Raw genomic sequence first — 24,263 nt, 5'->3', positions numbered from 1 at the left:
CGGCCGTGAACGGCGAGGAACGCCGGAAAACCGGCGGGTAGTTCCTCTTCTTTATTCGATCGCCGAAGAAAGAAGAGGAATCAAGTGGCCTTCAGTACACCCCAATTGCCGATGTTCCGCCAGACCCTTGACTTCTTTTCGCGGCCGTCCGTACTTTTCTCGCATTCTTCGACCGGCCGACCCTTTCCGGAGGCAGTATGGGCCCGCGCAGTACCCGCCGACGCGGGCCCCGGCACGCCCTGCTCCGCGCGGTGACCGCGCTGCTGCTCGGCATGGTCGCGGTCACCGGGTGCGGCCCGGCGGACGGCGCCGTCACCGACGTCGGGGCCACCGGCGGCACCCGCGTCGAAGGCGGCACGGCCACCATGGCGCTGCCGCCCGCCGCCACCCCCAACTGGATCTTCCCGATCGGCACGGCCGGTTACCTGGCGTCGTACAACAACTCCGTACAGGACCTGCTCTACCCACCGCTCTACACGGCCGAGAAGAAGGGCGCGGGCCTGACCATGGACAGCCCGCGCAACCTCGCCGGGCAGCCCCGCTACAGCGACGGCAACACCACCGTCACCATCACGCTCAAGCAGGGCCACCGCTGGTCCGACGGCACCCCCGTGACCAGCCGCGACGTCGAGTTCTGGTACGACCTGATCAAGCACGACAAGGAGGAGTGGGCGGGCTACTCGCCGGGCCTGCTGCCCGACAACGTCAAGAAGTTCGAGGTGCTGGACGAGCGCACCTTCCGGCTGCGCCTGGACCGCGCGTACAACCCCGCCTGGTTCACCGGCAACCAGCTCGACAACTTCACCCCGCTGCCCAAACACGCCTGGGACCCGCACGACGAGGACCCGAAGAAGGTGTTCGCGCGGCTGCTCCAGCACGCCAAGCAGCTCTCGAAGTTCGCCACCGACCCGCTCTGGAAGACCGTCAGCGGACCCTGGCGCATCGAGAAGTGGACCACCTCCGGACAGGTGTCCCTGGTCCCCAACAAGCAGTACGGCGGCCCCGACAAACCCCACCTCGACCGCGTCGTCCTCAAGCCCTTCACCACCGCCGACTCCGAATTCAACGTGCTGCGCGCCGGCGGCGTGGACTACGGCTACATCCCGCCGTCCGTCATGGAACAGTCGGCACGCTTCAAGAAACTGGGCTACCGCATCGACCCGTGGGAAGGCTGGGCGATCACCTACATCGTCCTGAACCTCAACCACCCCACCGCCGGACCGCTGCTCCGCCAGACCTACCTGCGCCAGGCACTCCAGCACCTCGTCGACCAGAAGACGATCTCCGAGGTCGTCTGGCACGGCAGCGCGGCACCCACCCGCGGCCCGGTGCCCGCCGCGCAGCTGGACCGCGACCCGTTCCCGTACGACCCGAAGAAGGCCGCGGCCCTGCTCGCCGCGCACGGCTGGCAGCGCACCGACGGCAGGCTGCGCTGTGCCCGCCCCGGCACCGGCCCCGGACAGTGCGGCAAGGACATCCCCGGCGGACAGCCGCTGCGCCTGGAACTCCTCTCCCAGTCCGGCTCCACCGAGACGTCCAACACCATGCAGGAGATCAAGTCCGCCATGGACAAGGCCGGTATCACCCTGGACATCCGGCAGCAGCCGCTGAACACCGTCCTCGGCACCACCGTCCCCTGCAAGCCGGCCGAACCGGTGTGCTCCGCCTGGCAGACGGGCTTCTTCGGCACCCAGGGCAGCTGGTACTTCCCGACCGTGGCCAGCGGCGACTCGCTCTTCGCCACCGGGGCGCCCTCCAACATGGGCAACTGGTCCGACCCGAAGGCCGACGAGCTGATCAAGAAGACCGAGTACTCCGACGACCCGACCGCGCTGCGCGACTACGCCCGCTACACGGCGGACCAGGTGCCCGTCCTGTGGACGCCCAACCCGGCCTACCAGGTCTCCGTCATCCGCAACGACCTGCGCGGCATCGACCAGAACCCCACTCTCGGCCTGGCGCCGCAGGACTGGTACTTCGTCAAGAAGGGCGGTGCGGGCCGGTGATCCGCTTCCTGGTCAAACGCGTCGCCCAGGCCGTCGTCGTGCTGCTGCTGGTCTCCGTCATCGTCTTCGTCCTGCTGCACCTGCTGCCCGGCGGGCCGGCCCGCGCCATCCTCGGCGTCAAGGCCACCCCGGAAGCCATCGCGCACTTCAACCACCAGCAGGGCTACGACCGTTCCCTGCCGCAGCAGTACGTGATGTACCTCGGGCGGCTGCTCACCGGCGACCTCGGCGAGTCCTACAAACTCAACCAGACCGTCGCCTCCCTGCTCGGCGAACGCCTCCCGAAGACCGCGCTGCTGGCCGGCCTGTCGATCGCGCTCGCCACCGTGCTGGCCGTCCCGCTCGGCATCCTCCAGGCCGTACGCCGCGGCAAGGCCGCCGACTACCTGCTCACCGGCGCCGCCTTCCTCGCCTACGCCACCCCGGTCTTCTTCCTCGGCCTGGTCCTCGTTCTCGTCTTCAGCCAGCAGCTCCAGATCTTCCCGGCCGAGGCGCCGCAGGCCGACACGGTCGGCGGCCTGCTCGCCGAGGCCCCGGCCCTGGTCCTGCCGGTGGTGACCACCGCCCTCGGCATCATCGCCGCGTTCAGCCGCTACATGCGCTCGGCCGTACTGGACAACCTCCAGGAGGACTACGTACGCACCGCGCACGCCAAGGGGCAGTCGGGCACCCGCGTCCTGGCCCGGCACGTGCTCCGCAACGCGCTGATCCCGCTCGCCACCCTCCTCGGGCTGTACCTGCCCACCCTCTTCAGCGGCACCCTCGTCGTCGAGTCGATGTTCAACTACCCCGGCATGGGCCTGCTGTTCTGGAACGCCGCACAGGGCTCGGACTTCCCCGTACTGCTCGGCGTCACCCTGATCGTCGGCGTGGCCACCGTGCTCGGCTCACTGATCACCGACATCGCCTACGCCGTACTCGACCCCCGGATCAGGAGCGTCTCGTGACCGCACCCTCCATGGACGCGCCGAGCGGCGCCGGGGCCGCCCGGTCCGGGGACGACGACCTGTCCGCGGCGGCACCCGCCGCCCCCGGGCCGCTGCGCCGCACGCTCGCCGTCTTCGCCCGCAGCAGACTCGCCCTCATCGGCACCGCCGTCCTCCTCGGCCTGCTGGCCCTGTGCTACCTCGGCCCGCTGCTGCACCCCACCGACCAGACGCACACCGACCTGTCCCAGGCCGGCCTGCCGCCCGGCAGCCCCGGCCACCTCCTCGGCACCACCGACCTCGGCTACGACATGCTCGGCCGGCTGATGTACGGCGGACAGACCTCCCTGGAGGTCGGCCTCGCCGCCGGGCTGCTGGCCACCCTCTTCGGCACCGTGTACGGCGCGGTCGCGGGCTACTTCGGCGGCTGGGCGGACGCCGCCATGATGCGCGTCACCGACGCCGCGCTCGCCATCCCCGCGCTGTTCCTGCTGGTCGTGGTCGCCGCCATCGTCACGCCCAGCAAACCCGTCCTCATCCTCATCATCGCCTCGGTCGCCTGGCTGTCCCCGGCCCGTCTCATCCGCGGCGAGGCACTCGCCCTGCGCAGCCGCGACTACGTGCACGCCATGCGCCTGATGGGCGGCGGCGGAGGCCGGGCCGTCTTCCGGCACATCCTGCCCGGCGCCGTCGGCACCGTCGTCGTCAACGCCACCTTCCAGATCGCCGACGCCATCCTCTACGTCGCCTACCTCTCCTTCCTGGGACTGTCCATCCCACCGCCGGCCGCCGACTGGGGCTCCATGCTCTCGGCCGGCATCACCTACACCCAGGTCGGCCACTGGTGGCTGATCTTCCCGCCCGGCCTCGCCGTCGTCCTCGTCGTCGCCGCGTTCAACTTCGTCGGCGACGGCCTGCGGGACGCCTTCGACGTGCGCCTCCAGAAGAGCTGAGGAAGGGCCCATGACCGCCGACCCCCTGTCCGCGACCACCCGCCCGCCGTCCGGGACCGCCGCACCGCTGCTCAGCGTCGAGGACCTGCACGTCGAGATCACCGGCCACGGCCGCACCGTGCACGCCCTGGACGGCGTGCACCTCGACCTCGCCCCGGGGGAAGCCCTCGGCATCGTGGGCGAATCCGGCTGCGGCAAGACCATGACGGCGCTGTCCGTCCTCGGCCTGCTGCCGAAGGGCGGCCGGATCACCCGGGGACGCATCCTCTTCCAGGACCGCGGCATCGGCGCGGACAGCGCGACCGACCTGGCCGCCGCGCCCGGGCCCGTCCTGCGGGAGGTCCGCGGCAACACCGTCGGCATGGTCTTCCAGGACCCGCTGACCTCCCTCAACCCGACCATGACCATCGGCGCCCAGGTCGCCGAACCCCTGCTGCTGCACAAGGAGGTCACCCGGCGGCAGGCCTGGGAGAAGGCCGAGGAGACCCTGCGGCTGGTCGGCATGCCGCAGCCCGCCGAACGGATGCGGAACCATCCCCACCAGCTCAGCGGCGGCATGCGGCAGCGCGTCGCCATCGCCATGGCCCTGGTGTGCGAACCCAGACTGCTGATCGCCGACGAACCGACCACCGCCCTCGACGTCACCACCCAGCACCAGATCCTCGAACTCATCGACGACCTGCGGACCCGTCTCGGCATGGCCATGATCCTGGTCACCCACGACCTCGGCGTCATCGCCAAGCGCGTGGACCGGGTCGCGGTCATGTACGGCGGCAAGGTCGCCGAACGCGCCGGCGTGCGCCGCCTCTTCGCCACCCCCCGACACCGCTACACCCAGGCACTCCTCGCCGCCCTCCCCGAACGCGCCACGGGCGAACGGACCACCCTCGCCACCATCCCGGGCCTGCCGCCCACGCTCTCCACCAGGCCTGCCGGCTGCCGCTTCGCGCCGCGCTGCGCCTTCGCGAGCGAACGGTGCCGTACGGAGGAGCCGGAGCTGTCGGAGGAGCGGGGGCTTGCGGAAGGGCCGGAGCTGCCGGGGGAGGCGGGGGCTTGCGGAAGGGCCGGAGCTGCCGGGGGAGGCGGGGCTTGCGGAAGGGCCGGAGCTGCCGGGGGCAGCGGAGCACCGGTTCGCGTGCTTCCACCCGGTGAAGAGCGCGGCGGAGGAACGGGCGACCGGCCACGGACCCGGTACGGCCACCACCCCGCCCCCACCCGTCTCCGCCCCCGCGGCCCGGGAACCCCTCCTCGACCTCACCGCCGTCACCAAGCGCTACGCCCTGCACGCCGGCCCCTTCGCCCGGCGCAAGGGCGCCAGGGAGGTCGGCGCCGTCGCCGGGGTCAGCCTCACCGTCACCCGCGGTGAGACCTTCGGCATCGTGGGCGAGTCCGGCTGCGGCAAGTCCACCCTCGGCCGGATGGCCGTCGGCCTGGAACCGCCGACCGGCGGCACGATCCGCTTCGCCGGCCGTGACATCGGCGCCCTGACCCGGCGCGAACTGCGCGCCCACCGCCGCGACGTCCAGCTGATGTTCCAGGACTCCTACGCGTCCATGGACCCCCGGATGCGCGTCGGCACGATCCTGCGCGAGCCGCTGGTCATCCAGGGCATCGGTGACCGCGCCGCGCAGGAGCGGCGGGTCGCCGCCCTGCTCGACGACGTCGGCCTGCCCCGGGGCGCCGTGGACCGCTACCCGCACGAATTCTCCGGCGGCCAGCGCCAGCGCCTCGGACTGGCCCGCGCGCTCGCCCTCTCGCCCTCCCTCGTCGTCGCCGACGAACCGGTCTCCGCGCTCGACGTCTCCGTCCAGGCGCAGATCCTCAACCTCATGCGCGACCTGCAGCGCGACAAGGGGCTGACGTACCTCTTCATCTCCCACGACCTGGCGGTGATACGGCACCTCGCGGACACCGTCGGCGTCATGTACCTGGGCAAACTCGTGGAGACCGGCCCGGCCCGGGACGTCTTCGCACGCCCCCTGCACCCGTACACCCGGGGCCTCCTCGACACCGTCAACGCCCCCGACCCGGCGGCCCCCGCCGCGGGCACCCCGCTCACCGGTGAGACCCCGTCCGCCACCGCACCACCCTCCGGATGCCGTTTCCGCACCCGCTGCCCGGTGGCCCGCGCGCGCTGCGCGGAGAGTGAGCCGGAGCCCACTGAACCGACCGCTCCCGGACACCGGGTGGCCTGCCACTTCCCCCTCGGGGCGGCCCCCGGCCCGGGAGCGGTCAGTAACGCGTGACGGCCGTCCGCCCGGAATCCGTACCGATCGCGATGTGCGGCCGGGCGGCCGGCCGCACCCACGCCACGATGCGGGCCATCGCCCGGGCCGGCACCGACACACAGCCCGCCGTCGCCCCACGCCCGTGGACGTGCAGGAAGATCCCCGCGCCCCGGCCGCGCACCGGGCGGTGGTAGTTGAAGCCGATGACGAGAGCCCGGCGGTACTGCGTCGGGTAGTCGGCCAGCCGCTCGGCCTCCTTCGCCGCGCAGTCGCGCGGGCGCGGGTCCACCCAGCGGTTGTACGAGGAGGAGCCGTTGTCCTGACACCACCAGGACGTGTCCCGTACCGGCCGGTACAGGATCCTCGTCCCGGCCGGTGCCCTCGCGAGGCCGAAGGCGAACGGCAGGTCGTACAGGCCCGTGGGCGTCGTCGAGGTGCCCTGCTCCCGTGACGCGCCCTCGGCCAGCCCGTTCGCCCCGAAGCGCGCGGGCGCCGTACCGATCCGGTGCCAGCGGCTTCCGTGCCGCTGCCACCAGCTGACCGTGCCGGTCGTGGAGCGCAGGCTCGCGGCGCGAGCCGTGATGAGCTGACTGCCGCCGCCGGTGTCGGCCATACGGGTGGGCAGCGGCCGGCCGTCGGGAAAGGGTGTGAGGGAGCGGGGTGCGGCCACGGCGGAGGCGGGCACGGACAGGGCGAGCACGGCCGCGCAGGCCGCGGCCGCCAGGGTCCTCGCGGAGGTCATGACCGCAATGTAGGCGGCCGGGGACCACGCGTAGCCGAACGAACCGGACAAGCCACCCGAAGGAGCGGGGCGGGCGCCCGGGGCGCAATCCGTCGTGCGTCAGTGCGATAGACCGGCGAAAGCCGGGTACCGGGGCCGGAGAACCACGTGCCGTCCGACCCAGGAGGTCTGCTGTGGAGCGGCAACCGACACCGCACCGTACGCGCGAGCCCGGGCAGGAGAGCGAGCCCGTGCCGCCGACACCCACGCCGTCCCCCGGACCCGGCGGACCCGAGCCGGGCCCCGGGCCCGGCCCCGTGCCGGGGCCGACACCGGGGCCGCCGGTGCCCGGGCCGCCCGGCCCGACACCGGCCCCGCCCACGCCGCAGCCGCCGACGCCCAGCCCCGACCCCGTACCGCGCCCGCCGGGCCCCGACCCCGTACCGGAGCCGTCCCCGGCCCCCGGGCCGATCAGCTAGACCACCTGGGCCCAGGCCCGTACCGGCCCCCGGGCCCGCAATCGCGGGCCCGGCGGCCCCGACTCCTTCACGAAGCCCGCCCACCACCCCACGGGAGGTGCACCCCCATGGCCATCGCCACGGTCGACCCGGCCACCGGTGAGACGCTCAAGACGTTCGACGCCCTCGACGCGAGCGGGATCGAGGACCGGCTCGCCCGGGCCGAGCAGACGTTCCGCGCCTACCGGACGACGACCTTCGCCGAACGCGGCGAACTGCTGCGCAACGCCGCCGGCCTGCTCGAAGCCGGCCAGGACGGCATCGCGCGCACCATGACCACCGAGATGGGCAAACCGCTGGCGGCAGCCCGCGCGGAAGCCGCCAAGTGCGCGAAGACGATGCGCTGGTACGCCGACCACGCCGAGGAACTCCTCGCCGACGAGGTACCGGACCCCGCCGACGCCAAGGACGCTGGGGCGTCCCGCGCCTATGTCCGCTACCGGCCGCTGGGCACCGTCCTGGCCGTCATGCCGTGGAACTTCCCCCTCTGGCAAGTGATCAGGTTCGCCGCACCCGCCCTGATGGCCGGCAACACCTGCCTGCTCAAGCACGCCTCCAACGTGCCGCAGACCGCGCTGTACGTGGAGGACCTGCTGCGCAGGGCGGGCTTCCCCGAAGGCTGCTTCCAGACCCTGCTGGTCGGCTCCGGCGCGATCGAGGACATCCTGCGCGACCGCCGGGTCGCCGCCGCGACGCTCACCGGCAGCGAACCGGCCGGCCGCTCCGTGGCGTCCATCGCCGGTGACGAGATCAAGAAGACGGTGCTGGAACTGGGCGGTAGCGACCCGTACATCGTGCTGCCCTCCGCCGACCTCGACGCGGCCGTACGCACCGCCGTCACCGCCCGGGTCCAGAACAACGGCCAGTCCTGCATCGCCGCCAAGCGCTTCATCGTGCACACCGACGTCTACGACGAGTTCGCGGTGCGCTTCACCGAGCGGATGGCCGCCCTGACCGTCGGCGACCCGATGGAGGAGTCCACCGACGTCGGCCCGCTGGCCAGCGAACAGGGCCGCGCCGACCTGGAGGAACTGGTCGACGACGCGGTGAACCGGGGTGCGGCCGCACTGTGCGGCGGCAAACGCCCGGAGAAGCTGACCGCCGGCTGGTTCTACGAGCCGACCGTGCTGGCCGGCATCACCCCCGAGATGCGCATCCACCGGGAGGAGGCGTTCGGCCCGGTCGCCACGCTCTACCGGGTCAACAGCCTCGACGAGGCGATCGCCACCGCCAACGACACCCCGTTCGGCCTCAGCTCCAACGCGTGGACCCGCGACGAGGAGGAACAGCAGCGCCTCGTCCGCGACATCGAAGCCGGCGGGCTCTTCTTCAACGGCATGACCGCCTCCCACCCCGCCCTCCCCTTCGGCGGCGTCAAACGCTCCGGCTACGGCCGCGAACTGGCCGGCCACGGCATTCGCGAGTTCTGCAACGCGACCACGGTGTGGCACGGGGCGTGAGTCCCCGGAGCCCCCGGAGCCCCCGGAGCCCCTGAAGTTTTCGGGGCTCCGGCCGGGCTGCCGGGGACCTCAGACCCACCCGCGCCGGCCGGCCTTGAGCCCGGCGGCGAAGCGGCTGGTCACCTCCAGGCGTTCCATCAGCGAGGCCATCTGGCGGCGTACGGTGCGCAGGGACACCCCGAGCCGCCGGCCGGCCGCCTCGTCGGTCAGCCCGGACGCGAGGAGCTTGAGCAGCTCCCTCTCTCCCGTGGTCAGCCCGTCCTCGGCCGTCCGTCTGCGCGGCTGCCCGAGGGGCGCAGCGGCCTCCCAGGTCAGTTCGAAGAGGGCGACGAGGGACGCCACGATGCCGGGAGCCGTGGTGCACAGGGCGCCGTCACGGGAGCGCGCCGGGTCGATCGGGACCATGGCGGTGGTGCGGTCGAAGACCAGCAGCCGGGGCGGCAGGACGGGGCTGGTGCGTACCTCACCGCCCCGCGCCACGGTCCACCGCGCGTAGGCGAGGGTCGCCGCGTCGTTGCGGGCGGAATCCTGGTAGACGGCCCGCATCCGGACGCCGCGGGCCAGCGCTTCTTCGTCCAGCGGCCGGGAGGCGTCGAGGCCGGCCGGGGACTGGGCGCCGCCCGGCATGATCGACAGGCACTCTTGCCGCAGGTCCCGGCTGAGGGTCTCCAGCCGGGACTGGATGGCGTCCAGCCCGACCAGCCGCTCGGTGTGCCGGCTCTCCGGGGGCGGCCGCAGGCCGGCGAATTCGGCGACGGCCCGGGCCGCGACCGCCTTGCTCTGCATCAACTGCTGCTGACGGCGGACGAGGTCGGCTTCCTGACGCCAGAGCAGCTCCTCCAGCCCCGCCTCGGGGCTGACGGGCCGTAGCGCGCCGGGGGCGTCGCGGGAGGCCCGCAGCAGGTTCAGGTCCACGAGCCGGTCCAGCCCCTCCCGCACCTGGCTCTCGGTCAGGCCGAGCTGCGCGCCGAGCTCGGCGACTCCGTGTGCCGGGTGCGCCAGCATCCCCCGATAGACGGCTTCGGCGTGGGCGTCCAGCCCCAGCGCTTCGAGCATCCTCTCCCCCTTGTGACGGCGTCAGCACCGTCGGTCACTGCCGTCGGCCGAGCGATTTTATGTGATCTTTCGCAGGAGTGTGCAAATGGCACCAAGGTGCCTGGCTCCTTGGTGCCGGTGGAAAACCCTTCCGGCCCGGAGGACGGGGCGACAGGGTGTGTCGTACGGGGTGGACGAGGCGGAACCGTGCCGCCGACCCTGCCCCGGCCGAGGACCGGAATCACCGGCAACACCGGCAAGTCCGGCCGGCCCGGTGCCTCGGCGAGCCACCCCGTCACCCACATCGACGTGCATCGGAGCTCCTTGTGCTGCGCTTTCCCCGGCCGTTCGCGGCTGCCTCGTTCCCCGGTTCCGCCCGCTCCGCTTCCGCGGGCGCCCGCCGGGCCGGTCGTGATGCCGGTCGTGCGGCCGGTCGTGCGGCCGGCCTCGCCGGCAACGTGATCAGCTGGGACTGAGCATCGGTGCGGGTGTTCCGCATCCGCCTCGGACGCGACGATCACGGGCCCGCTTCCGAGGACGAGGCCACCCTCGTCCACGACCTGCTGTGGGCGCACGCCGTTCCTTCCGACGGTCTGGAACACGTCCGGGCGCGCGGCGTCGAGGACGGGATGGTCCTCTTCTTCTTCGTACGGGCCGAGGACGACCTGTCCGGTGCGCGCCAGGCGTGCGCCCTGCTGACCCGCGCCCGGAGGCCGCTCGCCGCCCGCGGTCTCACCGTCCCCGCCGTCTGACGCGTCTGATCCGTCTGACCCGTCCGACCTGACCGGTCCGTCCGGCCTGACCGGCCCGCCGGACACCGGCGGGTGCCGCACCGTGCGGGCCGGCTTTGCCACGTGGTCACGTGGTGCGGCGCCGGAATTCCCCCGTGGTGCGACGCCGGTTCCGCGGCTCTTCTTCCTTCCCTTCTTTTCCCTTTCCCTTTCCCTTTCCTGCAATTTCTCGCTGTTCGGAGACACATCCATGTCCAAGAGCAACACCGCGCTCCGCGGTACCTCTCTGCTGCTCGCCACCGCCATTGCGTCCGTCGCCCTGGTGACCGGCACCGCACACGCGGACTCGGTCCAGGCCGGGTACCGCTCGGTGACGTCGACCGGGACGCTGGGTCACGGGGCCGCCCCCGGTGGCCAGGTGACCAGACAGCAGGTGATCGACCGGGCCAAGGTCTGGGCGCAGGCCCGCGTCCCGTACAGCTCGAACGGGCTCAACTCGCCGTACAACTTCTGGCAGGACTCCGCGACCGGAGGCCGTTACCGCCAGGACTGCTCCGGCTACATATCCATGGCCTGGCAGCTGCCGGAGAGCCGCAACACCTGGAGCCTGCGGGACGTGTCGACGCAGATCAGCCGGTCGGATCTGCAGCCGGGCGACATCCTGAACGACACCAACACCCACGTCGTCCTGTTCGCCGGCTGGAAGGACCGGTCGGCCCAGACCTTCTACTTCTACTCGGAGAGCGGCCGGAGCGTCCCGACCCAGCGCTACGTGGGCAACTTCAACGCCTCCATGCTGTCCGGCCACCCGACCAGCACCTACCGGGCCTACCGCTACAAGAAGATCGTCGACGGTGCGGTCGACCCCGAGAGCGACCCGGGAGCGCCGTCCGCCACCCCCGCCGTCGCCACCGTGACCGGGCCGTCCAACAGCGCCGTCCTGGACGGCCAGGTGGCCATGACCGCCTCGGTCGCCGAGAGCGTCGGCACGCCGACGGGCGCGGACTTCTACGTCGACGGTGAGCTGGTGGACTCCGTGGCCAGCAAGGGGAACAGCTTCGCCGCCTCGCTGGACACCACCGAACTCGCCGACGGCGCCCACAAGCTGACCGTGCGGGCCAAGAACGCCGCCGGGCAGGCCGGCCCGGTCTCCGCGGCTGCCGGGTTCTTCGTCGCCAACAAGGCGGTGCCGACGACCACCACGGGCGACTTCGACGGTGACGGCAAGGAAGACATCGCGGTTCTGTACAACAACGGGCAGAACAGCTCCGGCAAGAACATCACCACCCTGTACAAGTTCACCAGCACCGGTTCCGGATTCCAGGCCCCCGAAAAGGTGTGGGACAACGACAATGCCGCCACCGGCAGCTGGAACGCCGACCGCAGCAAGCTGAGCGTCGGCGACTTCAACGGTGACGGCAAGGCGGACATCGCGGTCCTGTACAACAACGGACAGGACGACTCCGGCAAGAACATCACCACCCTGTACGAATTCATCAGCACCGGTTCCGGTTTCAAGGCTCCGGAGAAGGTGTGGGACAACGACGACCGCACCACCGGCAGCTGGAACTGGAAGCGCAGCAAGCCCGTGGCCGGTGACTTCGACGGCGACGGCAAGGCCGACCTCGGCATTCTCTACAACGAGGGCCAGGACGACCAGGGCGGCAACCACACCGCCTTCCACATCCTCTACTCCTACGACGGAGGTATCCGCGGCCCGAAGCGCGTGTGGGACAACAACGACCGCACGACCGGCAGCTGGAACTGGGAACGCAGCAAGCCCGTGGCCGGTGACTTCAACGGTGACGGCAAGGCCGACCTCGGCATTCTCTACAACGAGGGCCAGGACGACGAGGGCGGCAACCACACCGCCTTCCACATCGGTTACGGCGCGGCGGACGGTATGCGCGCCCCGAAGCGCGTGTGGGACAACGACGACCGCACGACCGGCAGCTGGAGCTGGAAGCGCAGCAAGCCGGTGGCTGGTGACTTCGACGGTGACGGCAAGGCCGACCTCGGTATCTTCTACAACGAGGGCCAGGACGCCCAGGGCGTCAACCACGCGGCCTTCCACATCGGTTACGGCACCGCGGACGGTATGCGCGCCCCGAAGCGCGCATGGGACAACGACGACCGCACCACCGGCAGCTGGAACGCCGACCGGACCAAGCTGGTGACCGGCGACTTCAACGGTGACGGCAAGACGGACCTCGGCGCCCTCTACAACCAGGGCGAGGACTCCGCCGGCGTCAACCACACCGCACTGTTCACCTTCTCCGGCCGCGCCGACGGGGAGCACGGCGTGCACGGCCCCGTCAAGGCCTGGGAGAACGGCGACACCGGCAGCTGGAACTGGTACCGCAGCGACCTCGGCTGACCCGATCCGGCCCGGGGGCGGGCAGCCCCGCCCCCGGGCCGTCGTCCCACCACACTCTTACGCTTCAGGAGCGAACGCACCCCCATGTCCCGACGCACGCCTTCCACCCGAGGCCGGTCCACCACCGGCAACGCACGCCTCGCCGCCGCGCTCTCCGTCGTCTCGGCGGCGGTCATGGCTTCCGTCCCCCTGACCGCCGCACCCGCCACCGCCGCGTCGCTCGGCACCTGGGAGAAGGTCGCGCAGTGCGAGTCCAGCGGGAACTGGCAGGCGTACAACCCTGCCGGCCCTTATTACGGTGGACTTCAGTTCGCGCAGTCCACCTGGAAGGCTTACGGCGGTCTCGCCTACGCCGACCGCGCGGACCACGCCACCAAGCGTCAGCAGGTCCTGATAGCCGAGAAGGTCCTCGCCGGCCAGGGCGAGCGGGCCTGGCCCCGTTGCGGGCCGGCCGCCCGCCTCGGCTCCGACCACGGCACCCCGTACCCCACCCCCGTCCCGCCGGTGTCCGTGGCCACCGGGCCGGGCACGGGCGCCATGACGACCGGGACCGTCGAGCTGACCGCGTCCGTCACCGACGCCGTCGGCACCCCGGTCTCCGCCACGTTCTTCGTCGACGGCACCGCCGTCGGCACCGACAGCGGACACGGCCCGGCCTACCGGACCACCCTCGACACCAGGACGCTGGCCGACGGCCCGCACACGCTCACGGTCAGGGCGGCCAACGACGCCGGACAGACCGGCCCGCTCTCGGCCGCGGTGCCCTTCTACACCGCCAACCGGGCCACGGCGACCCAGGCGTCCGGTGACTTCGACGGCGACGGCAAGGACGACATCGGCGTCCTCTACGACTACGGGCAGGAGGCCGACGGCGCCAACCACGCCGCCCTGTGGACCTTCACCGCCAACGGCTCCGGATTCGGCGAACCGGTGAAGGTGTGGGACAACGTCGAGGCCGGCACCGGTTCGTGGAACTGGGGCCGCTCCAAGGTCACCACCGGTGACTTCGACGGGGACGGCAAGGCGGACATCGCGGTTCTGTACAACGACGGCCAGGACGCGGACGGCACCAACCACACCGCGCTGTGGACCTTCACCAGCACGGGATCCGGCTTCAAGAAGCCGGTCCGGACCTGGCAGAGCACCACTTCGTGGAGCTGGGACCGTTCGAAGGTGACGTCGGGTGATTTCGACGGTGACGGGAAGGCGGACGTCGGGATTCTGTACAACGGCGGTCAGCAGGCCGACGGGAAGAACATGACGGCGCTGTGGACCCTTTCCAGTACGGGTTCGGGTTTCGCCGGTCCGGTGAAGAAGTGGGACAACGACGACCGGACGACGGGGTCGTGGAGCTGGGACCGTTCGAAGGTGACGTCGGGTGATTTCGACGGTGACGGCAAGGTGGACGTCGGGATTCTGTACAACGGCGGTCAGCAGGCCGACGGAAAGAACACGACGGCACTGTGGACCCTGACGAGCACCGGCTCCGGATTCACCCGGGCGACCAAGAAGTGGGACTCCGGAAGCGACAGTTGGAACGCCGACGCCAGCAAGGTCACCTCGGGCGACTTCAACGGTGACGGTAAGACGGACCTCGGCGTTCTCTACCACTACGGCAAGCAGGACAACGGCGCGAACAGCACCGGCCTGTGGTCCTTCACCAGCACGGGAAGCGGATTCGCGGCGCCCGTGAAGAACTGGGAGAGCGCGCAGTCCTGGAACTGGTTCCGCAGCGACCTGGCCTGATCAGTCCGGCCGCGGCCGGGCGGGCGGGTGCTGCTGTTCCTCGCCCGGCAGCGCGAACTCGCACCAGAGGGCCTTGCCGCTGCCCCTCGGTTCCGCACCCCAGGCGTCGGAGAGGGCTTCGACCATCATCAGGCCGCGGCCTGAGGTGGCGGTCTCGCCGGGGGTGCGGCGGCGGGGCCAGCGGCTGGAGCGGTCCTCGACCTCCAGACGGACACGGCGCCGGGGGCCGCCCGCCCTGCCGGGACCGGGGCCGGGCGGCAGGAGTTCGACCGTCACCAGGGCTCCGCTGTCCGTGTGGGTGAGCGCGTTGGTGATGAGTTCGGTGGCGGCGACCTCGATGTCGTACGCGATGGAGCCGGCCCGCCACTGGTCCATCGTGCGCCGCAGCATCGCCCGTACCTCCGAGGCACCGGACGGGTCGGCCTGGTGGACATGGAGCCGGAAGCGCGGGGTGATGGTGGTCGTCCCGGCCGCCGGCGCCCGGTGCAGCAGGACGAGGGCCATGTCGTCGCCGGACCCGGACCGGGCCCAGAGCTGGTCGGAGAGCCGGTCGGCCAGTGCTTCCAGCTCGGCGGGACCGTCCCGTACCGCGGCGGTCAGCGCGTCGATGCCGGCGGTGATGTCCTGACCGGGCTGTTCGACGAGGCCGTCGGTGCACAGCAGCAGGGCGGAGTCCGGTTCCAGGAAGAGCTGGGTCTCCGGGAAGTGGTCCTGGCCGAACGCGGTGGCCAGTCCGAGCGGCAGCCCGCCGCGTACCGGGTGCCAGTCCGTGTGCCGGGCCGCGTCCCAGACCAGCGGGCCCAGATGCCCGGCCCGCGCCACGTGCAGCGCGCCGGATTCCAGGTCGGCTTGGACGTACGTGCACGTCGCGAACCGTTCGGTCTCCAGCTCGGCGAGGAAACGGGAGGCGCGCACGAGGACCGTCTCGGGGGAGTGGCCCTCGGCGGCGTAGGCGCGCAGGGCGATGCGGAGCTGGCCCATGACGGCCGCGGCGTGCGTGTCGTGGCCCTGGACATCGCCCACGACCAGCCCGATCCGCCCCTGGGGCAGCGGGATGACGTCGTACCAGTCGCCGCCGATGTCCCGCCCGGTGCTCGCCGCGTGATAGCGGACGGTGACCTCGCCCCCGGCGATCTCGGGGACCCGGCGCGGCAGCATCGTGGCCTGCAGACCGGTCGCGAACTCGCGTTCCTGGTCGAAGAGCATGGCCCGCTGGAGTGACTGGGCCACGACACCGGCGAGCGCCAGCGCGAGGTTGCGGTCCTCCGCCGAGTGCTGCTTGGGCTCGGTGTTGAACAGGCCGAGCGCCGCGATGACGCGGTCCTGCGCGACCAGCGGCAGGAAGACGGCGCTGCCGGAGGGGACCCGGTCCAGATACGGGCGCAGCCGCGGGTAGCGGGCCATCAGCTCGCCGCGGGAGGACAGGAACGCGGCACGGCGGGACAGCGCGGCGTCCGACAGCGGCAGGGTGTCGTCGAGCCGGGAGGCCATCATGTCCTCGGGCGTCGTGCCCGGCAGGCCGGTGATGGCGATGACCTCGAAGCGGTCGTTGTCGACCAGCCCGAGGATCAGCGCGTCGGCGCCGAAGCGCCGGGCGCCGCCGGTCCCGGTGAGCACCCGGGTGACGTCCGCGACCGACAGGGCACGGGAGAGGGCCGCCGTGGTCTGCTGCACCATCGTGGTCTGCCGCTGCCGGTTCTCCTGGAGCGACCGCAGCAGCACGGAGTCGGCCATCTCCGTACCGGCTTCCCGGACGAGCCCGGTGATCCGGTACGGGCGGCCGTCCGCGTTGCGCAGGATGCGGCCCTGGGTGTGCGTCCACCGGGGTGAGCCGTCGCGGCAGTGGACGCGGAAGTACGCGCCGTACGAGGGCGCCCCGTCCTGGACGGCCTGGGACACGGCCGCGTCCAGCCGGTACCCCTCTTCGGGCGGCAGGCGGGCGGTGAGCGTCGAGGGCCGTCCGTCGTACTCGTCCGGCCGCAGGTCGAAGACGTCCAGCGCGCACGCGTCCAGTTCCAGCGTCGCGCCGTCCAGATCCCAGTCGAACGTGCCCGTGCGGTTGAGGGCGAGACGTTCGCGCAGGTCGAGGGGGGTGAGGGGGGTGAGGGGATCGGGCGACGGGGCGGAGGCGGCGCCGCCAGGATCGGCCCCCGGATCGGCCCCCGGGACTGCCTCCGGATCACTTCCCGGATCGGGAGCCGGGGGCGGTACGCCGCGGCGCGGGTCGTAGCGGCCGGGCGGAGTGGTGTTCCGTCCGGTCATGACCTGCGACGCTCCTGTCCCCCGGCCGGTGCGGACGTACGGCTGCCGGACGTGTCTCCCGGCCGGGGGCGGGGGCCGCACACCGGAGGCGCGCCGGCCCCGGCTGCCCGCCAGGCAGTCGGGGCCGGCGACGCCGGGGCCACCACGCCCGCCGCTTCCCTGCGCGGCCCGCCGAAGGAGGACCATCGCAACCGGGAAGCGGCCATGCGCCCACGTTAGGACAGCGGTCCGGAATGCGCACTTTCAGGGCGCATGGGGGGGTATGCCGGTGGTGCGCCGACCGGCTACGCCGGGGCCGGTTGCGGCTGGCGGCCCGGTGCCAGGTGTCCGCCACGGGCGAGGGCGGCCAGGGCCGTCGCGCAGGCCAGGCCGGTCGCGGCCAGGGCGGTCCAGGTCAGCCAGCGGGCGTCGTGGCGGGCGGCGAAGTCCCACAGGGCGCCGGTGACGAGGTTGCCCACGGTGATGCCCAGCCCCGAGACGGTGTTGTAGAGGCCGTAGTGGGTGGCCACCAGACGTCCCCCGGACAGCGTGACGACGGTGTCCATCTCGAAGGGGTGGACCACCGCGCTGCCCGCGGCGAGCAGCACGACGGCGGCGACGAGCGCGGTGAGGACCGCCGCGGGTACGCCGGACGAGACGCAGGCCAGGGGGAGGAAGGCCAGCCCCATGGCGGCCAGGCCGCGCACCAGGGCCTGGCTGGGGCTCCACCGGGCCTTGGCCCAGCCGGTCAGCCGGAGCTGGCCGGCGACGGTGACGGCCGCCGAGACGACGAACAGGCCGCTGGTGGCCAGGGTGCCCCGGTCACCGAGGGCGTCGGAGGCGGCCAGGGGCAGGGCGAGGTAGACCTGGAAGGTCAGGACGTAGGAGCCGATCATCGCCAGCGAGAACAGCAGGAAGGGCCGGTTCGAGGCGACCGCGCGCCACTGGGCGAGCACGCGCTCCCGGGTGGCGGCGGCCGTACCGCCGAGCCGGGGAAGAGCGCGCCATTGCAGCAGGGTGAGCGCGGCGAAGACGGTGGCGGCGACCGTGCACACCAGGCGGAAGTCGGCGGCCAGCAGCGCCAGGCCGACGAGCGGGCCCGCGAGCATCCCGGCCTGGTAGTAGACGTTGAAGGTGGCGAAGGCGTCCACCCGCCGCGCTCCCGCTTCGGCGGCGAGGTAGGCGCGGACGGCGGGGTTGAACAGGGCGCCGGCGAAGCCGGTCGCCGCGGAGGCGGCGATCAGGGCGGGCAGGCTGTCGACCCAGCCGAGCAGACCGAAGCCGACGGTGCGCAGCAGGCAGCCGGTCATGATGGGGATCTTGTAGCCGACCCGGTCGGCGAGGGTGCCGCCGATGAGGAACATGCCCTGCTGCGAGAAGTTGCGCACGCCCAGGACGAGACCGACGGCCCAGGCGGCCAGGCCCAGGGTGCCGGCCAGGTGGGCGGCGAGATAGGGCATGAGCATGTAGAAGGCGAGGTTGATGGCGAACTGGTTGGCCATCAGCAGGCGTGCCGCGGGCGGGAAGGAGCGGGTCTGCCGCCACAGGTGCTTCATCGGGCGACTCCCGCCGTGCTCAGTGCGTCGGGGGTGGCGGGGCGGGTCGGGTCGGTGACACGGGTGCAGCGGGTCCAGCGGGTGACGACCTGCCGGGCGGGGTCGTCGATCTCGTCGGGATCTTCGGCGGGCAGCCGGTCCAGCAGGTGGTGCTCGCGGCCGTAGGCGTCGTCGAAGACGGTGCCGACGTAGCGCTGCGGGCCGTCGGGGAAGACCGTGACGATCCGTTCCTCGGCAGGCAGGGTACGGGCCAGCCAGCGGGCGACCAGGGCGACGGCGCCCACGCTCCAGCCACCGGTGGTGTAGTGGTCGCGGGCCAGGCGCCGGGCGGCCCACACGGCTTCGGGGGCGGCGACCCAGTGGACCTCGTCGAAGAGGTGGTAGGCGACGTTGCGGGGGTAGATGCTGGAGCCCAGGCCGCGCATCAGGCGGGGCGCGGCGGGCTGGCCGAAGATCGTGGAGCCGGTGGTGTCGACACCAACGACCCGCAGGCGCGGGAAGAAGCCGCGCAGTACGGACGCGATGCCCGCCGAGTGGCCGCCGGTGCCCACCGAGACCACCAGGGTGTCGATCCGCCCGAGCTGGGCGGTCAGTTCGTGGGCCAGCGGGGCGTAGGCGGCCACGTTGTCGGGGTTGTTGTACTGGTCGGGACACCAGGCCTCGGGCTGTACGGCCAGGAGTTCCTCGACACGGTGGCGGCGGGACTGCTGCCAGCCGCCGGCCGGGTGGGGGCGGTGCACGAGGTCGACATCGGCCCCGTAGGCCGTGAGCAGCCCCGTCATCAGGGGCTCCATGCCCGGATCGGTCACGACGGTGACCGGGTGGCCGAAGGTGGCGCCGGCCAGCGCCAGGCCGAGGCCGAGGGTGCCGGAGGTGGATTCGACGATACGGGCGCCGGGCCGCAGCTGCCCGCGCGCCCGCGCCTCGTGCACCATGTGCAAGGCGGTGCGGTCCTTGATGCCGCCGGGGTTGTGGCCTTCGAGCTTGGCCCAGAATCCCCGCCCGGGGGCGGTGAAGGGCTCGCCGATCCACAGGACGGGGGTGTCGCCGACGAGACCGGCGGGAGTGTGCATCGGGCGCCGGGCGCCGGCCAGCAGTTGGGCCGGGGAGACGGGCACGGGAGTGCGGGTGAGCTGGTTCATGGCGTGTTTCTCCTGCGGCCGGCGCCGTGCATCGGCGGCCGGCCGTGAGTCGGGGAAAGGCGGATCTGCTCACTGGCCGCGCGGGGGCACCGGCGCGGCCTCCGGAGCGATCAGGTCCGCCACACGCCGAGGCGGGCCCGCTCCTGCCCGGCCGCCGTGCGCCCGGGGCACGGGGGCGGCGACCGGTCGGCCGCCACGTCGTCCGGCCCGGCTCCGGTGAAAACGGCCGGCACCAGGCTCGGAAGGAACGGCAGGGGAGAAGCGATCTGCCGTGGGGGCTGGAGCGTCGGGCTGTCCGGACCCGAGCAGAGCTCGGCGCTGCCGTGCCCGTGCAGCGAGTGGGCGGCCGCGGCGTCCGTGAACTGCCCGGGCGCGCCCGCGCACTCGAAGGCGGCGGCCGCGACGGGAGTGTCGACCTGGCCGCCGCCTGCCGGAACCGGCCCGTGCGCGCAGACCAGCACGTGCGCCAGGGCAGCGAGCAGTACCAGGATCACCGCTCCGGTCCGGGACGCGGAGCAGCCGGGCAGTACCGCACGGTCGGGCGTCATCGGCGGCAACAGTAATCGTTCATGCGCGGAAAGGCGCGCCGGGCGCGCAGGTTGGCCGATGTCGGCAGTGCCGTCCGTCCGGTCGCACCCCCGCGTCCTTTTCGGCGGCGCTCGTGATCAGTACAGCTACCGGACCGTCACGCTGGGCCCTTCGACCGAGGGATTCAAGGTCGTGTAGTTGTCGTCGTCATTCCATGTCCTGACGTTCACAGAGATGTGCGGCGAGCCGTGCGGCCTGCTCAGACTGGAGCTGTAGAGCTGGTATGTCCCCGCACCCTGGAGGGAGAGGTTGCCGACCTTCACCTCACCGGCACGCGTGTCGAACGTCGCTTCATGGTTGCCCGGTTCTCGCCTGGTGCGGGTTTCCTTCTTGAGGGAGAGATCATGGCGAGTCATCACACACTGCACGTTGTCCCCCCACCCTTCGGGAGCGTAGTACCAGACGCGTTGCCCGCCGAAAAACCCGGGTCTGCGGTAGTGCCCGCAGCCGCGGATCCGGAGGACCGGAGTCACCTCTTTGGCCGGGCTGACTTGCAGACAGGACTGCAGCCACGCCTGAACGTAATCACCGCCGCTGTGAGTCCGGGTCAACGCGTTGCACGTGGTGGTATTACGTGCCCTGGGCACGTACTTGTCCGTCTCGCCGCCGGCGGTCTCGGCGAGCGCGTCCAGGGTCTTCTCCTGCGTCCATGGGTCGTTGAGGTAATCGCCGTGCGGCAAGCACGTCGTGACGATGTTGTCCGCTCCCTCGAGGGCGGAGGTCTTTCCGCCCCGCACGTTCGGGCCGTTGCCTTCGAGGGCCCAGGAGCCCTGGTCGGTGATACCGAAGACGACGCCGTCGCACAGGCCGATCTTGGGCTTCAACCCGCCCCTGGTGTTCTTGTGGACGGCCGGCTCGTCGTCGACGTTGGAGCGGAAGGTCGTGTACCGGGGGTACCCGTCGGCTCTGCGTGGCGCTTCCGTCCCCGAGTTCAGCGACCTCAGGAAAGGTGACCTGCTCGCCATGTCCCAGCACTGCGCGTCGCAATTCTTGGCGAGCTCTCTCGCATGCCCGACCAAGACGTTGTTCTCTCCGAGGAAGAACCCGATCGCGTTGACGGCATTGGACCCACCCACCCCCACGTCAGCCACGATGGTGCCATGGTGCGGGCTTCCCATGGAGACGAAGTGCTGCACCTTGTCCACGCCGCCCAGCTTCTTGATGTAGGCGCGCGCGACGAGGCCCCCCATCGAGTGGGCCACGATGTCGACCTTGCCGTCCGGCGACGTTCTCGCGATCTCGTCGACTCTTTTGGAGAAGTCTCCGGCTATCTCGCCGATTCCAGGATTGTGCTCACCGGGCTTCGTCATCCTGCTGTAGTCGTAGACATGTAATGCGCTGCTCTCGTATCCCTGTGTCTCGGCGTAACCCAGCATCCCGTTCCAGACCGCACCTTCGGAGTGCCAGCCGTGGACGAAGACGACGGGACGGTGTGAGGCCTTGGCGTAAGCACCTGTCCGGGCCTGCCCCTGGGTGGCAGACACAGGCAGCGCGTCGGCGGAGGTGGTCAGCGCCGTAGAGAGGCAGAGGACGCCGACTGCCGTGGCCGTCCAAGCGGGACTCGGCCGCCTTCTCTTCGAGGCGGTGCCGCTCGGATTCGCCGACACGGGCGCGGACGTGAGTTTCTTACGGGGCATGTTCAGCGGCCTTTCGGTGGGTGAGCCACACACTGTGCTGCTGACATGTGACAGCGGCAAGGGCAGGAAACCGCCACCCGAGGTGTCGTCCTGTGGAGTCGTCCTTGTCGGACTTGGGCGGCCGTCCGCCTCGCGATCCGCGCTCGAGGCGGTGGCGGACGCGGTCCGTCGGGACCGGGATCGTGGCCTTGATTTGCGCATACAGGACCTAGGCGGCCTACGCGGTGGTGGCGATGCCGCCGTCGACGGGGATCACGGCGCCTGTCAGGTATGCGCCTGCCCGGCTGGCTAGGAACGCGGCGACACCCGCCATGTCGTCGTCGCGGCCGATCCGGCGTAGTGGGGCCGACGCCGCGATCGCCTCGCCGAACTCGTCGAGGGTTGCGGCCATCATCTTCGACGGGAACGGTCCCGGCGCCACGGCGTTCACGGTGACGTGCTGCGGTCCTAGTTCCTTGGCGAGCACTCTGGTGAGTTGATGCAGTGCGGCCTTGCTGCTGGAGTACGAGTAGTTGGGCCGCTGGGGGACGTGGATGGCGGCGATGCTGCCGATGTTGATGATCCGCGCGGGATCATCGGCAGTGCCCGCCCTGCGAAGTGCGGGCAGCAGCGCCTGGACCAGCCAGAACGGCGACTTCAGGTTGAGGTCGACGACCGTGTCCCAGGCCGCGTCCGGGAACGACGCCAGCGGCTCGTCCCACATGGCGCCCGCGTTGTTGACGAGGATGTCGAGACGTTCCGAGTCCGCGGTGACGAGGTCGGACAGTCGCCGGCACTCGTCGTGGCGGGACAGGTCGGCGGGGATGGCCCGCACCTCACCGAAGGTGGACAGTTGTTCCTGCGCCTGAGCGCACGCTTCCGCGTTGCGTGAGCTGATGACCACGTGGACGCCCGCCTGGAGCAGGCCACGTGCAATCATCATTCCGATGCCCCGGGTGCCACCGGTGACGAGCGCGCGCTTTCCCCGCAGATCGAAAAGTTCTGCATGCGTTGTGAACTGGTTGGCTACCACTTGCCGCCATTCTCGTTGGTCGTGCGGGACGATGCCGACGCGTCGGGTGTTCGGTTCAGCTGTCTCAACGCTATGACCTTGGAGTGCACTCCAAGCAAGCGGATCCCGGTCCCGACGGACCGCGTCCGCGACCGCCTCATGCGCCGCCGGGCTGTAGCCGCGAGGTATGACAAGCTCGCGGTCCGCTACGAGGCGACCGTGCTGGTCGCGGTCCTCAACGAGTGGCTGTGAACAGTACTTTCACAACAGCCCTCAGCCCTCAGCCCCCAGCCCCCGCCGGCACCCCGGCCCCCGCAGCCACCGGCCGAGCGGTCCGTGTCCGGTGGGCGAGCCGGGCCTTCTTCGTGGCGATGTCGACCACGTACGCGTCGATCGTCATCGCGCCGGCCCCCGCCTTCAGCACCATGAACCCGTGCCGGGTGAAGTCCTGCCAGGCGGCGGGGTGGGTGAAGTGGGCCCTGCCGTCGCCTGTCTTGGCCGCGGCGCCGCAGACGAGTTGCCGGGTGCCGCGGGTACGGTCGGTGGGCTCCAGGATCTGCAGGGTGTGGTCGTGCCCGGACATGATCAGGTCGGCGCGGCCGCACACCACCTCCTCGTACAGCTTCTTGAGGTGGATGCCGCTGGTGTAGTTCCCGATCACGAAGCCGTCGTACGCACCGGCGCTGCCGTGCTTGCCGTTGTTCAGGTACGGGTGGTGGCTCAGCACCACCTTCCAGCGCGCGCGGGAGGCGGTCAGCGCGGCGTCCAGCCAGCGGCGCTGTTCGCGCATGTACGGGCCGTTCCAGTAGTAGTGCGGGTCGGTCTGCGCTACGTAGGAGGCGACCGGGTTGGTGTCGAGCGCGAAGAACTCGACGAGCGGTTCCCCCTGGGAGCCGTCTGCCGGGAGGGCGACGTTGTAGTAGCGGCCCGGCATGTACCAGCGGCGGGACGTGGCGGCGTACGCGACCTCGCGGTCACCGCGGGAGGGGTCGCCGCCGCTGCCGGGGATCAGCCCCGAACAGTCGTGGTTGCCCAGCACCATCAGCCACGGCACGTCGATACCGGTGTTGGGCAGCTCGAACTTCTCCGTGAACTCCGAGTCGTGGTCGGACTCCGGGCCGTTCTCGTAGATGTTGTCCCCGAGGCCGACCGCCAGCCCGACGTGTTCGGCGCGGCAGACCTCCGCGGCCGCCGCCGTGACCGCGTACTGCTCCGCCGTGCCCGTCCCGGCGTCGCCGGTGATCAGGACGGCGTACTCGTCGGAGGGGCCCGGCGCGGACGGGAGCGGAAACCGCCCCGGGGCGCCCGCCCGCGGCGCGGCGACCGCGGGCCGCTGCGCCCCGAACGGCAGCGCGGCCAGCGCCGCTCCCGCCACCGCCCCGCCCAGCAGCGTCCGCCGGTGCACAC

General features: G+C 71.5%; 18 protein-coding genes and 1 pseudogene. 10 read left to right on the top strand and 9 right to left on the bottom strand.

Annotation, left to right across the window (positions count from 1 at the left end; genetic code table 11):
* The first annotated feature begins 197 nt into the window (after positions 1-197).
* From JXZ78_RS35495 to JXZ78_RS35475, 5 genes are read left to right on the top strand one after another with little or no spacing between them, the layout of a single operon-like run.
* Entirely contained in the window at positions 198-2,006 is a 1,809-nt protein-coding gene (locus tag JXZ78_RS35495) for a peptide ABC transporter substrate-binding protein (RefSeq protein ID WP_238783592.1), read from the top strand.
* Positions 2,003-2,953, top strand: a complete 951-nt coding sequence (locus JXZ78_RS35490) for an ABC transporter permease (RefSeq protein ID WP_238783591.1) — start codon at positions 2,003-2,005, stop codon at positions 2,951-2,953. The genes JXZ78_RS35495 and JXZ78_RS35490 overlap by 4 nt, the downstream gene beginning before the upstream one ends.
* Before the next feature lie 11 nt (positions 2,954-2,964).
* Positions 2,965-3,885, top strand: a complete 921-nt coding sequence (locus JXZ78_RS35485) for an ABC transporter permease (RefSeq protein WP_167745475.1) — start codon at positions 2,965-2,967, stop codon at positions 3,883-3,885.
* Positions 3,886-3,895: 10 nt separating this feature from the next.
* Complete coding sequence (locus tag JXZ78_RS35480; RefSeq protein ID WP_238783590.1) at positions 3,896-5,251, top strand: ABC transporter ATP-binding protein; 1,356 nt, start codon at positions 3,896-3,898, stop codon at positions 5,249-5,251.
* A complete protein-coding gene (locus JXZ78_RS35475) occupies positions 5,166-6,131 on the top strand; it encodes an ABC transporter ATP-binding protein (RefSeq protein ID WP_238783597.1) in 966 nt (321 codons plus the stop codon). Before JXZ78_RS35480 ends, JXZ78_RS35475 begins: the two co-directional genes overlap by 86 nt.
* Here JXZ78_RS35475 and JXZ78_RS35470 read toward each other — a convergent pair.
* The gene (locus JXZ78_RS35470) at positions 6,118-6,855 is read right to left on the bottom strand and encodes a L,D-transpeptidase family protein (protein ID WP_050502952.1); all 738 of its coding nucleotides are present in this window, start codon (positions 6,853-6,855) and stop codon (positions 6,118-6,120) included. The genes JXZ78_RS35475 and JXZ78_RS35470 overlap by 14 nt on opposite strands.
* A gap of 565 nt (positions 6,856-7,420) precedes the next feature.
* On the opposite strand from JXZ78_RS35470, the gene JXZ78_RS35465 reads away from it, so the two are divergent.
* Complete coding sequence (locus JXZ78_RS35465; RefSeq protein ID WP_030023957.1) at positions 7,421-8,812, top strand: NADP-dependent succinic semialdehyde dehydrogenase; 1,392 nt, start codon at positions 7,421-7,423, stop codon at positions 8,810-8,812.
* A gap of 69 nt (positions 8,813-8,881) precedes the next feature.
* On the opposite strand, the gene JXZ78_RS35460 is transcribed toward JXZ78_RS35465, so the two are convergent.
* A complete protein-coding gene (locus JXZ78_RS35460) occupies positions 8,882-9,868 on the bottom strand; it encodes a helix-turn-helix transcriptional regulator (protein WP_030023958.1) in 987 nt (328 codons plus the stop codon).
* Positions 9,869-10,335: 467 nt separating this feature from the next.
* On the opposite strand from JXZ78_RS35460, the gene JXZ78_RS35455 reads away from it, so the two are divergent.
* The 3 genes from JXZ78_RS35455 (at position 10,336) to JXZ78_RS35445 (ending at position 14,701) form a co-directional block, all read left to right on the top strand.
* On the top strand, positions 10,336-10,599 hold the full coding sequence (locus tag JXZ78_RS35455; protein WP_106968908.1) for a hypothetical protein: 264 nt from the start codon (positions 10,336-10,338) through the stop codon (positions 10,597-10,599).
* A gap of 229 nt (positions 10,600-10,828) precedes the next feature.
* Positions 10,829-12,955: an FG-GAP-like repeat-containing protein gene (locus JXZ78_RS35450; RefSeq protein ID WP_050502944.1), complete on the top strand. Its 2,127-nt coding sequence runs from the start codon at positions 10,829-10,831 to the stop codon at positions 12,953-12,955.
* Positions 12,956-13,039: 84 nt separating this feature from the next.
* Positions 13,040-14,701: a transglycosylase family protein gene (locus JXZ78_RS35445; protein WP_030023962.1), complete on the top strand. Its 1,662-nt coding sequence runs from the start codon at positions 13,040-13,042 to the stop codon at positions 14,699-14,701.
* On the opposite strand, the gene JXZ78_RS35440 is transcribed toward JXZ78_RS35445, so the two are convergent.
* The 6 genes from JXZ78_RS35440 to JXZ78_RS35415 form a co-directional block, all read right to left on the bottom strand.
* Positions 14,702-16,963: a SpoIIE family protein phosphatase gene (locus JXZ78_RS35440; protein ID WP_050502945.1), complete on the bottom strand. Its 2,262-nt coding sequence runs from the start codon at positions 16,961-16,963 to the stop codon at positions 14,702-14,704.
* Between the two features lie 284 nt (positions 16,964-17,247).
* Positions 17,248-18,498 carry an MFS transporter gene (locus JXZ78_RS35435; RefSeq protein WP_030023964.1) on the bottom strand — a complete coding sequence of 417 codons (1,251 nt, stop codon included), beginning with the start codon at positions 18,496-18,498 and terminating at the stop codon, positions 17,248-17,250.
* A complete protein-coding gene (locus JXZ78_RS35430) occupies positions 18,495-19,640 on the bottom strand; it encodes a PLP-dependent cysteine synthase family protein (RefSeq protein ID WP_275128544.1) in 1,146 nt (381 codons plus the stop codon). The genes JXZ78_RS35435 and JXZ78_RS35430 overlap by 4 nt, the downstream gene beginning before the upstream one ends.
* A 110-nt stretch (positions 19,641-19,750) precedes the next feature.
* A complete protein-coding gene (locus tag JXZ78_RS35425; protein WP_030023965.1) occupies positions 19,751-20,188 on the bottom strand; it encodes a hypothetical protein in 438 nt (145 codons plus the stop codon).
* 126 nt (positions 20,189-20,314) lie between these two features.
* Complete coding sequence (locus tag JXZ78_RS35420; RefSeq protein WP_078624610.1) at positions 20,315-21,865, bottom strand: esterase/lipase family protein; 1,551 nt, start codon at positions 21,863-21,865, stop codon at positions 20,315-20,317.
* 217 nt (positions 21,866-22,082) lie between these two features.
* Positions 22,083-22,877, bottom strand: coding sequence for an SDR family oxidoreductase (locus JXZ78_RS35415; protein WP_030023967.1), 795 nt, complete (start codon positions 22,875-22,877; stop codon positions 22,083-22,085).
* A 129-nt stretch (positions 22,878-23,006) separates the two neighbouring features.
* Here JXZ78_RS35415 and JXZ78_RS35410 point away from each other — a divergent pair.
* Positions 23,007-23,108: pseudogene (locus JXZ78_RS35410) on the top strand (IS5 family transposase); the annotation flags it as partial.
* Between the two features lie 28 nt (positions 23,109-23,136).
* Here JXZ78_RS35410 and JXZ78_RS35405 read toward each other — a convergent pair.
* On the bottom strand, positions 23,137-24,261 hold the full coding sequence (locus JXZ78_RS35405) for a metallophosphoesterase (protein WP_238783588.1): 1,125 nt from the start codon (positions 24,259-24,261) through the stop codon (positions 23,137-23,139).
* Positions 24,262-24,263 lie beyond the last annotated feature (2 nt).

Origin of the sequence: Streptomyces monomycini (genome assembly GCF_022271435.1) — a bacterium.
In the GTDB taxonomy this organism is placed as follows: Bacteria; Actinomycetota; Actinomycetes; order Streptomycetales; family Streptomycetaceae; genus Streptomyces; species Streptomyces monomycini.
The sequence above is the reverse complement of the archived record's forward strand: the minus strand, read 5'-3'. Positions and strand labels throughout refer to the sequence as shown.